A 14,430-nucleotide genomic window follows, 5' to 3' on the forward strand; every position below is an offset into this window, starting at 1 on the left:
TGACTGGACATGGCAGCCCTTGCTGTCAGCTGCGTAATTTTACGGTTTAGTCGGACTTAGGACCGGAAGCGGCCTTGCGGAAATGCGCGCAATAGGCCCTGACTTCGCTGATATCCCCATGCCCATGGATCTGAGATGCTGGGGGCGAGGGGCGAATATGCGCTTTAGTCACGACCAGGTGGCGCACCCGGAGCGGGCTCAGTGGCACGCTCAAAGTGCCGCAACCTGCAGCTCGTTGACGGATTGTGCCGCGGATGGTGTTGCGCCAGCGATTGTAAGCTTGGGCACTGCTCCAGTGAGCCTTCGCTCCGTCAAGCCTGTCTTTTGGAAAGTGTGCATCGAACCAGCCGATATCTGCAGGCATGGCCTTGAGAGAGTCGTCGAGGACAGAACTCAACCGTCGCAGGGCGGACTGAAAACGCGGATCTGGTTCGTGATCGTGCACTTGTTGTAGCGTGACCGGCGTCCGGGTGAACGAGCGCGCTATGATGCGATTGCGGCTTTTTGTCTTGGAAACCATGGGAAATCCTTTGTTAGGCTCGAGGAAGAGATTGGCCGCTTCGCGTGCAAACGAAGCGAAAATGTGCGTGAGAGGCGAAATTTACAGGAACTAAGCCACCCCTTATGTTCCCGATAGTTTCGCCTCCGCCGACGCTCCGTGCGCGCCATCGCCTCCGCGTGCGTTAGACCCGGATCCGGTGCGGGAATTCGATGTTGGAAGCCGTTCAGCTGCGCGTTCCGTGGCATTGGCGAATAGGCCATGCGTCGGTGCACAAGGAGAGGCGGGCGCTGTGTCAAACGGGTCAACCGGCAGATCGGACTGATGCAACTCATCTTCCGAGGCCTTTTTCTCACCGGCGTTCAGTGCCTTGAGACGTTGCGCGACGTCCGCTGCGATGAAGCGCACCCGCCCGTGGGTGAGAATACGGGCGGGTAGATTATCTTTATTGCGAAGCAGAGTGTCGATTTGGGATTGCCGGACCTTAAGATACCGGGCCAGTTGAGCTTCTGGCAATGCATGCTCTTCAAGAGGCTCGATAGGCTGCCAGGCATTTCGCGGGCTCATCAGCATCTGCTCGATTTGCGCCCGCAGCATCAGATTCCGCCGGGGCCCAAATACGTAAAGTGGGGGATAGTCGTTGTTGTTAGCGCGCAGTTTCTCGAGCAGAGCCTCGGGGGCCAAGCCAACCATTCTGGCAATCTCGCTTATCCGCAGAAGGCCCTTTCCGAGTGCCGCTTCGTCAATCTTATCATGCGGTGAAAGACCAAGCATGGTTTCGTAAACCCGCAGCATTGGATATTTGGAGTTGAGCGGCTTGACCCCAAGCCGCGTCAGAAGCGGCCCTACTTCATTGCGCGAAAGCGTCGACCAAGTCGCAAGATCCTTAAGCGTGGCGGGATGAAACTTTTCAAAGGTTGGCATTCGTATCTCCTGTTTTACAGAAGATGGTTCCCGTCACAGCGATACGGAAAAGTAATCAGCAAGAAATATCAATTTCGAGTGGTACGGGATCCGATACGGCGCCTGGGACACCTCTTTATCGCAAACGTCTTTCGCACAAGAAACAGGGCGGCTTGCGCCGCCCTGTCAGAGGTAGTTAGCGAAGTTTAGAAGCGTGCCATTTTTAAGACCGCATTTGGTGCAGCCTTAAGCAGTGATCTCGTCCTGTTTAAGATTTCAGCCTGAACGCGCTGGTAACTTACAGAAGTTATCGCCAGTTTCCGGGCCGTATCGTCCAACGCGCGAAAAGCCTCCCTTGCAAACGAGATAAGTGAAACTGGTATGGGCCCCCCACTCCTGACCGAAATGCTTCTGACCTCTTGACCGTACTGCATCGACGGATCAGGTCGCAAGTTTTCGCCCAGCGGGATTTTTCAGCAAGCCATTGCCTCACATCGCTAAAGTTTTGCCAGGGCAGGGTCCGTCCGTTTGAATTCCGAGACGGCATGTCTGTGATTTGCAGCACACATCGCGTCCATCGGGATTATCTCGCAAAGCGAAACCGGTTAAAAAGTTCGCTGACCCTTGCCCCGTGCCACCGTGCCATATCAGGCGCAGGGAAGTTTCGTTCGCGCCCGGTGCTGTCGAGTGCTGAGGGTGTCTGGTCTGCAAGGTAACGAACAATGTCCCACAGGGCGTCTTCTATTGCATCCGAATCTGGAAAGCGGTCCGAAAATGCCGAGTGAAGCCTCAATAGCGCTTCAAACCCTGCAGGGTCGTCCAACGCATCTAAAAGATCGCAAAGACCTGCGCCGTGTCGTCGCAGATGCTGCTCAGTAGCAGCAACCGCATCATAGCGGGCTTGGCTGAGGTTAGTGGTACTGTTGTTAAGCATGTCTTACTCCCTGCATGCGTGAATGGTGGCTTTGCCTATTCTTCGGCGTCAGTTCTGCGCACGGGAGTTGTCGGTTTGTCTGTCTTTCCACAGGTCCTTTTATCTTTTGCTATATCTATATTGGCCATTCCCTTTCCGGACGAAGCAGAAAATCACCACTGTTCTGTAATTTTTATCGACTAAGCCGTATTGCCGGGCCAAGCTCTGCACCAATCGCGGATCTGCTCGCCATGTATCTTGGCAGAGCTTCGTGTCATAAAGGTCTGCTCTTGCAAAATACGTTCCAAATTTGTTTCAGCAAACAAATCATAGGGCGCGGGATCATCGCCGCGTGAAAAGACACCAAAATCTCGTAGGCACCGCCAGACAAAATGTGCGGCCTCCAGAACTTGCTTTGTCTCACCTTCGAGAGCTGCTTCTACCCTGCGGGGCAACGGAAAATACGCGTTCTTTAGTCGGGCCCCGATCTTGGGCATCGGTCCGACGCGCTCTGTCGGCAGTAGCTTCCTTCTGAAAATTTCCTCTACCCCTCGAAGGGTATCGAAGTTGGCTATTGCTCGGTTCCATTTTCTCCGCAGATCTGGGCGCAGAGATCGCTCATGCATCCACGCCCATTCACGATCAAGCTGCCAAGGCTCGAGGTGTGATTTTGATGCGACGTCAAATAAAGTATCAACAGGGTTCTCTGCTCTCGGGATACCGCATTCCGCGATCTCTGCCTGAAGAGCATGCCACCCCGGCGTCAACTCGCGATCGACACGATCAGCCAGACGTAGCAATGCGGTGCGATAATACGCCATTTCTTGTGGATAATTCGCATCGGCTTCCATTGTCAGCTTGCGCCAGGGGATGACATCGAACGGATCGTTGAATATCGATTTGTCGGTTGTAAGCGCATACAGCCGCCGAGCTGCGACAATCAGTTCTTTTATCCCGAACTCGCCGTACCCCGCCGCTTCGGCGTCTGAATTCAGATCGTTCTTTAGTGCAAGAGGTAACTCCCCCTTTGCGCACCTCAACCACGGCTGTTGATCTCCAATAGCTGACCCGGGCAGAAGGCCGAGATGCTCTTGGCGCAGGGCGTCAAGGGCTCCAAATCCGGCGAGACATCTCGAAACATCGCCAGACTCTTGTGCTCTTAGGAGAAATCGGCGCGCAACGTCTATGTCGATTCTGGCCGGAGCGATTTCAGGTTCAACACTTTCCGCATATTTTCTGACTAAGAGAAGACCTGAGAGGTTGACGTCTTGCCCTTTCGAAATTCGGGCACGCGAGATCAAACATTCCCAAGGTGCAAGACGATTTGTGTGTGCAAGAAATGTGTGCAGTGTCGTTCGATACGACCGCAATGTGAGCTCGGCGCGATTAGAAAATCTTACCTTGAAGACGTCCACAGCGCAGTCGTAGGCGTTGACGCCATTGATGTCGATGCCTGCCTCCTGCAGCTCAAACAACAAACGGCGCAACTCACGCACCCGTCGAGGGGAAGTGGATCGGTCCTTAGAAAATTCTGCTATCTCCGCTTCAATACAGGCAGGTAGGATCACCGGTGTTTCTTGTTGCTTTTTTGGGGGAGCCTTGGTGTCTGTCGCATAACGCTTCGGCGACAGCACCCTATTGGCGGTAACATCCTCGGGCACAGATTGCGGACGCGCGGCACTAAGCACAGTGATTAGTGCGCGCAGGTAGAGAGCCGCTGAGTTTGCGGAGATTGTTGCCGCCATTTGTCTGTGGTATCTCACCGCGTCATTGATGGTTAGCGTCCATCCAGACGCAGGCCCATCTTGTTTAAAAAGACCGACATCCACGGCAAGTTCGAACGCACGCCGCGCGCGTCTCGCATTGTGTGTATCAATGTGTGGCAGCACAGCTGCGAGCGTGACCGGCAATGTAATGGGAAGTTTGTCGCCGTCACGATATAATGGCATTGGGCCAATCATTTCCCGATTAAGGATGCCTGCTGCTATCACCCGGGGATCATCCCTCAGCTGGTCAATAGACGAGAAAGAGTTTCGGAGCGCATTCCTTTCATTTCCGCGAAGACCGCGGTCTGCCGCGACGGCCTTTTCCCGCGTTACCGAGCGCAAGGTGACCCCGGGAAGTACGGCCTCGATCAATTTACGGTTCACGCCGTTGATGCGGTATTCGCGCGCGAGCTGGTTGAGCAAAGAGAAGGGGTCCTCATCTGGCCAAACTCCGGCGAGCCGTACATGCCTCTGGATGCTATCTCGGCAACGATCATACATCGCTGCGTCGCCATAAGCTTTGACGATATTTTCATCCGGTGCCGAGGGAAACCACTTCGAGAAGGAGGCGGGGGATTCAAGCACTGCTGGATTGCAGAACGCTTCGGGGCCAATGACTAAGTTCGCTAAGTCAAGAAATGCCAAGATCGATGGCTTGCTGGATGTTGCTACGGTGCCGTTTTCGATCCGGGCACGGAGTTCGGCAAGGTTTAGGGAGGGCTGTTTATGTGTCATGATGAGTAGATGGGATCCTGAGAGGCAAACAAAAAACTCCCGGCGAAAATTCGTCGTTTTGCTCGCGCGCGTGAGCTACCAACTTACCCCGGTATCATTGAGGTTGGCCAACACACAGAAATACAAAGAACTTTGCTTCTCTTCCCGGTTTATTGGCGTTCGACTCCGCCAACGAGAACAGCCCAACCTTTCCCGTTTGTCTCGAGCCGCCATCCCTGACTTTCTCAATCCGGGCTCTGCCGACCTTATCAGATAATAGCATAACATTGATCGCGGCGGCCGATGTAATCGAAGGTGCGAGAACGCCTGAGCATCTTATGGTGATAGGTGGTCCCACGAACTAAAATCGTTTCGGGGAGCGTTCGCAGTATCTTTAGTATATGCTGCAAAAATAACAGAAGCTTCAAAGGCCATGTCGAACAGGGCAGCACACCTAAGACCTTGCTTAGGTCGGTCTATAGCTGCCAATCATTGTACTGATCCGGGCGGGAAAGAAGGACACGTAATGAACGAAATCACTTCCGAAGCTATTGTTGCCGGCGGCCTTTTAAGCATCAGCGCTTTAATAATTATAGGATCTCTCCTCGCTATCTTTCCCCGGAAGGAAAAACGTCCGAAAATAGATATCGAAGCCGCTGTTAAGAACGCCCCTTATCACCGTTTGGCAGAGGTTGGGATCAATGTGAGGATGCCGGAAGACAAGTAATCAACTGTGTGATCTGGTTTAGTGCGTAGCGTCTCGCTCTCCCTGTCCCCGTTGCTGATCGCCGCATGCAGTTCCATGTGCTGCGCAATGCCTTGAAGGCCGCTTTGGGGAAGCTGCGATGAAGCAAACGATAAGCCGCCCAATGGCTGCTAAGGGCCGGAAGCAGCAACCTGCACGAAGGGTGGGAAGCCGACCTTCGCTGCAGGCGCGAAGCGAACTGGCCGGACCATTGGAAGCAGACCTTAGAGCGGCATCCAGACTGAGATTCATGCTGCATCGCCGCAAGTCGGCCATTCCAGCCCATTCTCACCGTCGCAATCTAAAGAATACATTGTTCGAAAGCGGCTGTCCGAACAGCCGCTTTCTTCTGCATGCCTTACGGCGCCCGCATCATTTGCGGCAATACAGTTACCTTATGGCGTATTTTCTTTCAGAAGGGGATGGCGCCCCTCGAAGTGCGTTCTGCTGCGAATGCTTCAGCTCGTGCAGAACTCGCAGATTGTTTCCTTGAAGAAGGCGCCCCGCGCTTCCACAGACAGCGAGGATAGTCCGGGCCCGGTCCAGTCGGCCTCAAGGCGGTAAAGGGCCTTGGCATCGACGCCATGCCCGAAGATGTAGGCTTCGACATAGCCCTCGTTCTTCGCTTCGAGCACGATAAAATAGGCGCCGTTGATCTCAACGGCCTCGATCTCGCGGACATCCAACGTTTCAAGCAGCCTCTCGGATGCGCCTGACACAGGTTTGTTCGTCCGGATCGCGAATTGATCTGCCGAGGCGGCGCAACTCGTGGCGAGGACGAGTATCGTCGCAGCCTGGGTCAATTTCGAAAGTCGCATTTCGTTTCCTTTCGGGTTCGGGGTTAATATTTTTCACCCGGCAGGGTATCTTCTTTGGAAAGGCCAAATCCGACATGCGGGGCGGTGGTGGCCTTGATGGGAGGTCAGGGAGGTGCGTTTCGTCAAACGAAGAGACTCGAAATCCTCTGAAATCGATCTTGGGATAGCGTTTCTCGATTACTCAGTCGGACGGCTTTTTTGCCATGATGGCAAGGAACTGGACCTGCGGCATCAGTCGCGCGAGGTGCTCATGGCGCTTGCAAGGGTGCCGGGTGAGACCGTGAGTCAAGATGCGCTGATCGAAGAGGTTTGGCAGGGCCGCGCGGTAACCCCCGACAGCGTCGCGCAATGCATCGCAGAGATTCGGCGGGTCTTGGAGGACATCGACAAGCGCATCGTGGAAACGGTGCCGCGTAAGGGGTATCGGCTGGTTCCGCCCACCGCGGCCGAGCCGGATCGGTCGCCACGTAGGCAACAACTGGCCCTGCTTGCCGTCATGGTCCTTTGCGTATGCGCGCTTGCATTCGGCTTGCTGAGACCCGGAGCGCCGCCAGGGCCGCCGGTGATCGCGGTCCTGCCGTTCGACGACTTCAGTCCCCCGGAATATCAAGGCTACCTGAGCGATGCGGTGAGCGACAACATCACGACTCTGTTGGCGCGCTATCCGCAATTCCTCATCATCTCCCAGAGGTCCAGCTTTAGCTTTCGGAACTCAGACCTTGCCGTGTCAGACATCGCTGAACGGCTCGGTGCCGATTTCGTGTTGGAGGGCAGCCAGCAATACGACGGCACTCATGTGCGCACGACGGCCCGGTTGATCGACGGTGCGACAGAAGCGAACCTTTGGGCCGATGAATTCGACGTGCCCCTGGACCAGCTCTTGCGCGCGAACAGCCGGATCAGCCGTAAAATTGCAAGTGCGGTGGGGGAAAAGGTAGTCGACATGGCCGAGCCACAGATGTCCGACGGCGATGTCAGCGCCTTGCTGATCGCGAACGCGGCACAGAGCCGGATCATGCGGAATTTCTCACGAGACAGTTTGCTGGTTAATATCGCGGAGCAGGAGCAATCCATCAGGGACTATCCCAATTCCGCCTGGGGACCGCTGGGCCAGGCTCTGTCACTTCGCATCGGGCTGCGCTACGGCTGGGTTGAGGGGGAGGAGAATGCGATCCGCCAGCGGATGGACGATCTTGCCCGTAGGGGGGTGGAACTTGACCCCAACAATTTCCTTGCCTTTCATGCGTTGGGGCGCGTGCTGATGTTCAACCGTGATGTTGAAGGTGCAATCAGTGCCTTCCGCCGAGCGGTAGACTTGAATCCGTCGTCGTCATTCGCCCGCAACGCTTTGGCGCAAGCGCTCGCCTTCGTCGGCGAAACCGAAGAAGCGCTCGAAGAGATCGCCGACATCGAGCTGATTGATCCGCTTTACGGGCATGACACGAACTGGACCAAAGCGCGCATCCAGTGGCAGAGAGGTGCCTGCGACGAGGCGCTGGACACGTTCACAGCCGCGCCTTCGATGCCCGTGGCCGCGAACAAGACGCTGGCCGCAATCTATCTTTGTCTTGGCAATGTGGACAGGGCGAAGGCCGCGATGGCGGCTTTCCTCGACGAAAATTCCGAATGGACCGTGGCGCGCGAACGGGCGCTGATAATCGGCATGTGGACAGCGCCAGGGTTGGCAGATCGCTGGCTGGAATCGCTGGAGGCCGCGGGCATGCCTTCGTGAAACGCGTAAGGGCACTAACGTAAGCCCGCTTTCAAGTTCTTATCGGCAGTGCCCATGGACCCCGAGCGCAGCTTATTCATGGGGGGAGAGAAGATACCCTCTTCCTAATCATCGCTTACGCTAAATCTTCCAAACCATGGAGATACAGGAACTTCTCTAAGCCCGCCGGTTGGGCTGCAGACGAAATGAAAGATCGACCACCTTGCATTAGCTGCAGCTATTTGAGTAACCCCTTTTGGCCGACAATGCGGCCCTCATTTCATGCCGAACGGAAGGCACGAATGGCTGACAAGTCTGGAGTTGGCATGGTGGGTCCTTCAATCCACCATGCACGCTACATCTCCGGCAATATGCCCACGCCGAAGTATACCAGGCCCGCTCTGCTACTGTGCGATCACGGCCCGCCGATCCTACCGCACCGCAGAAGGTCTGCTTTGAGCCCATCTTACTGATATTCTGTGACGTAGTGAATGTCGGCTTATGTGATTGCCTTACAAAGAGGCCTCCAGAACCAAACTGATTAGGAATTTCTTGATCCATCCAGCATTTGGCAGCGAGTTAGTCCTTTGATGTTTGCTGGGCGGCACCTCTGGTCGAACTTCCCATTATTGGCCCGCTCACGGGTTAAACAAAACATTGCCGTGAATGTTGGTGGCGGTCATGATCGGTACATACCGAAAGGGAGTGTCGATTGATGAATGACACGAATGATCGCGAACCTTGCCTTCGCTTTGGTCATGTCATCTATGATCTAACTGCGTGTCAGCTGATCGACCAAGAGGGTCGTCCGATTGCGTTGCGAGACAAATCTTTGCGCGTACTTGGTAAATTGGCAGCGCATAATGAAGTAACGATAGGAAAGGACGAACTTATCAATGCCGCATGGTCAGGAAAGTTTGTTTCCGACGACAGTCTCGTGCAGTGTATCAAGGATATCCGATCCGCATTAGAAGACAGCGGCCGTCAGTATTTACGCACTGCCATTGGACGTGGCTACAGCCTTCATGGCGTGAGCGAAATACCCGTCGAACCGGGGGAGCTGCCAAAGCTCTATATCTCCATGTTGCGCGCTACGGCCCATTCACCTGAACTTGCAGAAATCGCCGAAGTCATCACCGAAGAGCTCATCATGGGGCTATCCCCTCGATCAGGCCTTATAGTTACCTCCGATGAGGAGCAACGCAAGGATGCTGACTACGCCATTGATGGACGAGTGAGCCAGTCAGGTGAACACCTCCGCGTGTTTGTGCAGTTGATCCGAGGCAAGTCGGGTGACGTTGCTTTCGCTGAGACTTGGAACTCTCTGTTGTCGGAGGCGGAGGCGGAGGACCTCCCTCGCCAGATCGCTGAACGAGTCGATAATGTGCTACGCGTCCACATGTTTAACTTTGCAGGTGAGAAACATATTGACCGAAAGAATGACGAGCTAAACACTCAAGAACTGTTGGCCAAGGCGGCCTATCACATGTCACGGATCCAGATGCATAACAGGGATGTGGCCCGAGATGCGATGTCGGTGGCTATCGAACGCGAGCCTGAAAATGCTATTGCATTGGCAATGCGCGCTTCGACATCTGTCATATCTGTATTACAGGAAGGCCCAAAGAAAGTTCCGGATCCTCCGAAATACGTAATGGAGCTCGCCAATCGTGCAGTCGGCATCGCCTCGCATATTGACTTCGTGATGCTCACGCGGGGGTGTGTACGGATGTGGCTTAACGCCGATCATGACGGGGCACGAGCCGATTTCAATCGTGCCCTCAAAATTAGCCCAGCGTTCCATTTGGCACATCAGTTCTTAGCGACCAGCGAAATTCTTTCAGGGGAACATGAACTGGGCATACAGCGAGTGAAAAAGTTCATAGACCTCAGCCCTGCGACCAACCCGCGTTACCCGCACTACCTGACGTTGCTGGCCTTGGGCCAGATTTTGGCAGGGCACGAGAGCGCAGCAGTGCAGACATCGCGCGAAAGTCATGATCGTGCGCCCAGTGACCATTGGTGTAAATATGTCTACGCGACAGCCGCCGCGTCGAGCCCAAAGATAACAACAACCCAAGACTTCAAGCGCATGATTGTTAGCACCGACTTGCCTTTCACGCATTTTCGCGACCTGCCGTTCACCAACTCACGCGACGTCGAAGTGTTGGAAGAGCGGCTGGCCCTCGCTGGGTATCCGGCAACGTCCTGATAGTGCTTGCTGATTGCTTTAAGTGTGAAATTTCGGACAAATTTCATACTGATTTCCTGCCCTCCAAATTTGTTCCCACTACAATCAGTGTCATGACGCAACGGGTCGTAGCATCAAATTGTTGCTCGGCGATCGCAGAATTATGGAGTGAACCAATGACCAAATTGAGAACACTGGGATTTATGACGGCATTTGTAGCGACATTAGCTGTCTCGCCAGCATTGGCCGACGGCCATAGCGGCTATTCGGCAAAATCACTTGCCGAACTCGAATTTTTCCCCATCGGTGATCTGCCAATTCAAATCGCTGTACTTTGGGGTAACCCTCAGGAGGGACCTTCAGCTGTAATGATGAAATTTCCACCCAATTTTCCTGGAGGCATGCACACACACACTTACGCGTACCATGCGGTTGTGGTGAGTGGTGCGTCAAAACATTGGGGCAATGACGAGACCGAAGCCGCAGCAGCGCTGCAGATGCCCGGCGATTATTGGTTCCAAGAAGCAGGGCAGAAGCACCAAGACAGCTTTCCGACGGATGAAGAAACGATCCTATACCTTCAGTTCGAAGGGCCTATCGACACAATGTTCGTTGAATAACTGAACCTTTGGTTTCCTTCCATGGTAAGGGCGGCGTTTTTGGGAAATGCAGACCAGCTCCGCCGTTTGTTGTTGGGGGTGTCCGCACATTGTATTGGTCCGCTGTGCGACGTTTAACTCAACAAAATGCTGCACTATGAATGAATGGCCGCAATGACGGGCCGCACCGCAGCATCTTGAAGTCATGGCCAAGGTCCGCAACGGGCCGAGAACGGACATATTGTGGATAGGTGACGTGTCGGCAAATATACCAATCTAACTGGTCGAACCCGATCCGCACTTACACAAGCAGCCGATACGATTATTGGAGAGCAGGGGTTAACAAACCTTGACGACCGGCGATTAAATGCTGTCGTGATCTCTCTGACCGTCGACGGTGACGCGGAGAGGCTCCGTACAAATGCAGCATACTTCTGCTTCTTGGTCGCCAACGCTAACGTAGGCATGGCCCATCGTACTATCGAGGTAAATGCTCTCGCCGCGGCTTAGCCGAATAGGGGCATAGAACTCAGTATGCACTGCAATCTCACCATCAAGTACAATCAGAAACTCCTCTCCGCCATGGCGCTCCAACGGGCCGAACTCCTGCAAGCCTGAAGCCTTGATACGCGCGTGTATCGGGACCATGCGTTTATTCGTCAACTCAGCGCAGAGATAGCGATATTCGTAATTCTGCGTGTCGATTACGATCCCGTCGTCGGCGCGCGCGGGCAGGAGACGGCTGTTTGGTTGGCTTTTGTGATCGTCGATCTGTTCTTCTCCAATCAACTGGCCGATCGACAAGTCGAGCCCATCGGCCAACCGCAACACCTTGTCGAGAGTTGGTGACAGCGCGCCGTTTTCGATCTTGGAGATGGTGGAAACAGCGACTCCTGACAAGGATGCCAGCGCGCTCAAGGTAAGTTTGCGGGACTTGCGAAGGTGGCGGAGTCTCGCGCCCAAGGCATGGGCAGTGGTCATAGGCGATAGTCCTTCTGGCTATAAAAACACAGACTACCCACAGGTTGTCGGAAAGGGAAATATTTTCGTATCGGAAAATTTTTATTGCCTAATGGGGAAATCCGGGTAGCGTTTGAGAAAGGGAATCGACACTGGGGGCTTGAGGTTGCATCAGATGGCGGAGAAATCAGACGTGGTCGTCATCGGCGCAGGCATCGCCGGGGCCTCTCTGGCAGCCGGTCTTGCACCGTTGATGCGCGTTATCCTTGTTGAAATGGAGGCTCAGCCTGGCTATCACACGACCGGGCGCTCCGCGGCAGTATTCGCGCCGAATTACGGGCCATCCGGCGTGCGCGCCTTGACACGGGCCTCGCGGGCGTTCTTCGACGCGCCGCCCGAAGGTTTTGCCGCCGCACCGCTGCTGACCCCGCGCCAAATTCTCATGATCGCTCGAGATGATCAGGTCGACGCGCTTCAGACACTGTACGAAGAAGCCGCGGGCGTTAGCCCCGTTGAGCTGCTGAGTGCTGAAGAGATGCAGGCGCAACAACCGCTTTTGCGCACAGGCTATGCCTCAGCTGGGATGCTGGATACGGGCGGCCAAGATATTGACGTTGCCGGGCTGCATCAGGGCTATTTGCGTCAGTTCAAGGCGGCAGGTGGAGTTCTAATCACCAAGGCTGCGGTGGAAGCGTTAACACGTGATAGTGCGGGATGGACTATCGAGACCCGGCAGGGGCGGTTCGTGGCGCCCGTGGTGGTAAACGCCGCTGGGGCATGGGCCGGCGAAGTCGGAGCGATGGCTGGTGCAGAGAAGATTGGACTCGTACCCAAGCGCCGCACTGCCATGGTTGTGGCCGAGCCGAATGGTTTCACCCACCGCGACGGGCCGATCACAATTGATATTGATGAGAAATTCTACCTCAAGCCCGACGCTGGGCGGTTGCTGATCTCGCCTGCTGATGAAACGCCATGCGATCCCTGCGACGTGCAGCCTGATGAGATGGATGTAGCAATCTGCGCAGACCGGATCATGACGGCTTTTGACCTCGACATCCGACGCATCGAAAACAAATGGGCCGGACTTCGCAGCTTCGTCGCGGACAAGGAGCCGGTGATCGGCTTCTCGAAATGCGCGCCGGAATTTTTTTGGATGGCCGGGCAGGGGGGCTATGGAATCCAATCGGCACCCGCCGCCGCAAATTTGGCAGCGGCGCTGGTGCAGGGAAAGCCAATACCTGATCATATCGTTACCGCCGGTTTCGATCTGGCCAGTGTTGCGCCTGACCGAGCGGGGATCGTGCAATGATCTGGGTCGTCCCACTTGTCGCCGCGGTCCTGCTCGCATCGGGATTGGCGCTGGCCTATGTCATCGGCGGCGCGGCTGTGCTGGCTTTCGTGATATCCGACAACACGCGATATCTGGCCGTGCTGCCGCAAAAGGTCTTCTCACAGATATCCGTCTTTTCGCTTCTGGCGATGCCGCTCTTCATTCTCGCGGGCGAACTCATGAATCGAGGCGGTGTTACCAAATCTCTCATCGACCTCTCCATGGCGCTGATTGGACGCATGCGCGGCGGGTTAGGGCATGTGAACATCATGACATCCGTTTTCTTTGCTGGGATTTCCGGCTCCGCGGTGGCGGATGCCGCGGCGTTGTCGAATACGCTCGTGCCAGCGATGCGGGAGCGCGGCTATACAGCCGAATATGCCGGAGCGATTACGGCGGCCTCTTCCATCATCGGGCCGATTGTTCCCCCGTCAATCATCCTGATTTTCTATGGCGCGTTGATGCAGACCTCGGTCGCCGCGCTGTTTGTCGCGGGGATACTGCCGGGGCTTGTTCTTGCCGCGGTCTTGTTTCTGGTCAACGGTTTCTATGCTTGGCGCGATGACCATCCGCGTGTCGAGAAGGGCGAAGCGCCTGCACTGCTACCCGCTATCTTCACAGCGCTGCCAGCGCTCTGCCTACCGGTCATCATCGTGGGCGGCATCGTGCTGGGTTGGATGACCCCAACCGAAGCTGCCGCCGTAGCCGTTCTGGCCGCTGTCGTTGCAGCCTTCTTCTACTCCCCGCTAACCCCCACGGACATTTGGGAAAGCTTTTCCCGGACCGCGATCCTGACGGGATCGATTTTCATGATCCTTTGCGCGGTCGCAGCCTTCGGTCACCTGGCAGCGTTGGAGCGCATCCCGCAGGCGATAGCCGGTCTGGTTGAGCAGATGGGCTTGGGTCCAGTTGGCTTCCTGCTGTTGATGAATGTCATTTTCATCTTTGCAGGCATGGTGATGGACGTACCCGTCGCACTGGCACTGCTTGTACCCTTGCTCGCCCCCGTGGCGCTCGCCAATGGCGCTGACCCCGTGCATCTGGGCATCGTCATCTGCTTCAACCTCTGCATCGGGCTGGTTTCGCCGCCCTTAGGAGGGTGCCTGCTAATCGTCTCAACGGTGACCGGGGTGAACTATTGGAAGCTCGCCCGCGCGGTCATGCCTTTCGTATTCGCTGAGATCATCGTTCTGGGGATCCTCGTTTTCACGCCAGAAATCAGTCTTTGGCTGCCCCGTACTCTGGGGCTGTGGAAATAACAAAAGAAGAACCAATCAGGGA

At 55.4% G+C, this 14,430-nt stretch carries 12 protein-coding genes; 6 read left to right on the forward strand and 6 right to left on the reverse strand.

Annotation, left to right across the window (positions count from 1 at the left end; translation table 11 throughout):
• Positions 1-46: 46 nt before the first annotated feature.
• The 4 genes from WNY61_RS07855 to WNY61_RS07870 all read right to left on the reverse strand — a co-directional run bounded on the left by WNY61_RS07855 (position 47) and on the right by WNY61_RS07870 (position 4,816).
• Positions 47-520, reverse strand: coding sequence for a hypothetical protein (locus tag WNY61_RS07855; protein WP_342850913.1), 474 nt, complete (start codon positions 518-520; stop codon positions 47-49).
• A gap of 102 nt (positions 521-622) precedes the next feature.
• Positions 623-1,423 carry a hypothetical protein gene (locus WNY61_RS07860; protein WP_342850914.1) on the reverse strand — a complete coding sequence of 267 codons (801 nt, stop codon included), beginning with the start codon at positions 1,421-1,423 and terminating at the stop codon, positions 623-625.
• A gap of 562 nt (positions 1,424-1,985) precedes the next feature.
• A complete protein-coding gene (locus WNY61_RS07865; RefSeq protein ID WP_342850915.1) occupies positions 1,986-2,336 on the reverse strand; it encodes a hypothetical protein in 351 nt (116 codons plus the stop codon).
• A gap of 179 nt (positions 2,337-2,515) precedes the next feature.
• Entirely contained in the window at positions 2,516-4,816 is a 2,301-nt protein-coding gene (locus WNY61_RS07870; protein ID WP_342850916.1) for a hypothetical protein, read from the reverse strand.
• Between the two features lie 505 nt (positions 4,817-5,321).
• Here WNY61_RS07870 and WNY61_RS07875 point away from each other — a divergent pair.
• On the forward strand, positions 5,322-5,522 hold the full coding sequence (locus tag WNY61_RS07875; RefSeq protein WP_342850917.1) for a hypothetical protein: 201 nt from the start codon (positions 5,322-5,324) through the stop codon (positions 5,520-5,522).
• Positions 5,523-5,998: 476 nt separating this feature from the next.
• On the opposite strand, the gene WNY61_RS07880 is transcribed toward WNY61_RS07875, so the two are convergent.
• Positions 5,999-6,358, reverse strand: coding sequence for a hypothetical protein (locus WNY61_RS07880; RefSeq protein WP_342850918.1), 360 nt, complete (start codon positions 6,356-6,358; stop codon positions 5,999-6,001).
• A 112-nt stretch (positions 6,359-6,470) separates the two neighbouring features.
• Between WNY61_RS07880 and WNY61_RS07885 the strand changes: the two genes are divergently transcribed.
• The 3 genes from WNY61_RS07885 (at position 6,471) to WNY61_RS07895 (ending at position 10,880) form a co-directional block, all read left to right on the forward strand.
• The gene (locus WNY61_RS07885) at positions 6,471-8,090 is read left to right on the forward strand and encodes a winged helix-turn-helix domain-containing protein (protein WP_342850919.1); all 1,620 of its coding nucleotides are present in this window, start codon (positions 6,471-6,473) and stop codon (positions 8,088-8,090) included.
• Positions 8,091-8,784: 694 nt separating this feature from the next.
• Positions 8,785-10,281 (forward strand): winged helix-turn-helix domain-containing protein, encoded by a 1,497-nt coding sequence (locus WNY61_RS07890; RefSeq protein ID WP_342850920.1) that lies wholly within the window; start codon positions 8,785-8,787, stop codon positions 10,279-10,281.
• A gap of 155 nt (positions 10,282-10,436) precedes the next feature.
• Positions 10,437-10,880 carry a cupin domain-containing protein gene (locus WNY61_RS07895; protein ID WP_342850921.1) on the forward strand — a complete coding sequence of 148 codons (444 nt, stop codon included), beginning with the start codon at positions 10,437-10,439 and terminating at the stop codon, positions 10,878-10,880.
• Between the two features lie 342 nt (positions 10,881-11,222).
• Here WNY61_RS07895 and WNY61_RS07900 read toward each other — a convergent pair whose 3' ends face one another.
• Positions 11,223-11,840, reverse strand: a complete 618-nt coding sequence (locus tag WNY61_RS07900; protein ID WP_342850922.1) for an XRE family transcriptional regulator — start codon at positions 11,838-11,840, stop codon at positions 11,223-11,225.
• Between the two features lie 154 nt (positions 11,841-11,994).
• On the opposite strand from WNY61_RS07900, the gene WNY61_RS07905 reads away from it, so the two are divergent.
• Both WNY61_RS07905 and WNY61_RS07910 read left to right on the forward strand, forming a co-directional pair.
• On the forward strand, positions 11,995-13,128 hold the full coding sequence (locus WNY61_RS07905) for an FAD-dependent oxidoreductase (RefSeq protein WP_342850923.1): 1,134 nt from the start codon (positions 11,995-11,997) through the stop codon (positions 13,126-13,128).
• On the forward strand, positions 13,125-14,408 hold the full coding sequence (locus tag WNY61_RS07910; RefSeq protein ID WP_342850924.1) for a TRAP transporter large permease: 1,284 nt from the start codon (positions 13,125-13,127) through the stop codon (positions 14,406-14,408). Before WNY61_RS07905 ends, WNY61_RS07910 begins: the two co-directional genes overlap by 4 nt.
• The last annotated feature ends 22 nt before the right edge of the window (positions 14,409-14,430 follow it).

It is taken from the genome of Sulfitobacter sp. AS92, from assembly GCF_038900015.1.
Taxonomy (GTDB): domain Bacteria; phylum Pseudomonadota; class Alphaproteobacteria; order Rhodobacterales; family Rhodobacteraceae; genus Sulfitobacter.

Coding starts and splice junctions, on each gene's coding strand:
- WNY61_RS07910 (WP_342850924.1), top strand. CDS start 13,125: ATGATCTGGGTCGTCCCACTTGTCGCCGCGGTCCTGCTCGCATCGGGA.
- WNY61_RS07870 (WP_342850916.1), bottom strand. CDS start 4,816: ATGACACATAAACAGCCCTCCCTAAACCTTGCCGAACTCCGTGCCCGG.
- WNY61_RS07890 (WP_342850920.1), top strand. CDS start 8,785: ATGAATGACACGAATGATCGCGAACCTTGCCTTCGCTTTGGTCATGTC.
- WNY61_RS07865 (WP_342850915.1), bottom strand. CDS start 2,336: ATGCTTAACAACAGTACCACTAACCTCAGCCAAGCCCGCTATGATGCG.
- WNY61_RS07875 (WP_342850917.1), top strand. CDS start 5,322: ATGAACGAAATCACTTCCGAAGCTATTGTTGCCGGCGGCCTTTTAAGC.
- WNY61_RS07905 (WP_342850923.1), top strand. CDS start 11,995: ATGGCGGAGAAATCAGACGTGGTCGTCATCGGCGCAGGCATCGCCGGG.
- WNY61_RS07855 (WP_342850913.1), bottom strand. CDS start 520: ATGGTTTCCAAGACAAAAAGCCGCAATCGCATCATAGCGCGCTCGTTC.
- WNY61_RS07900 (WP_342850922.1), bottom strand. CDS start 11,840: ATGACCACTGCCCATGCCTTGGGCGCGAGACTCCGCCACCTTCGCAAG.
- WNY61_RS07880 (WP_342850918.1), bottom strand. CDS start 6,358: ATGCGACTTTCGAAATTGACCCAGGCTGCGACGATACTCGTCCTCGCC.
- WNY61_RS07860 (WP_342850914.1), bottom strand. CDS start 1,423: ATGCCAACCTTTGAAAAGTTTCATCCCGCCACGCTTAAGGATCTTGCG.
- WNY61_RS07895 (WP_342850921.1), top strand. CDS start 10,437: ATGACCAAATTGAGAACACTGGGATTTATGACGGCATTTGTAGCGACA.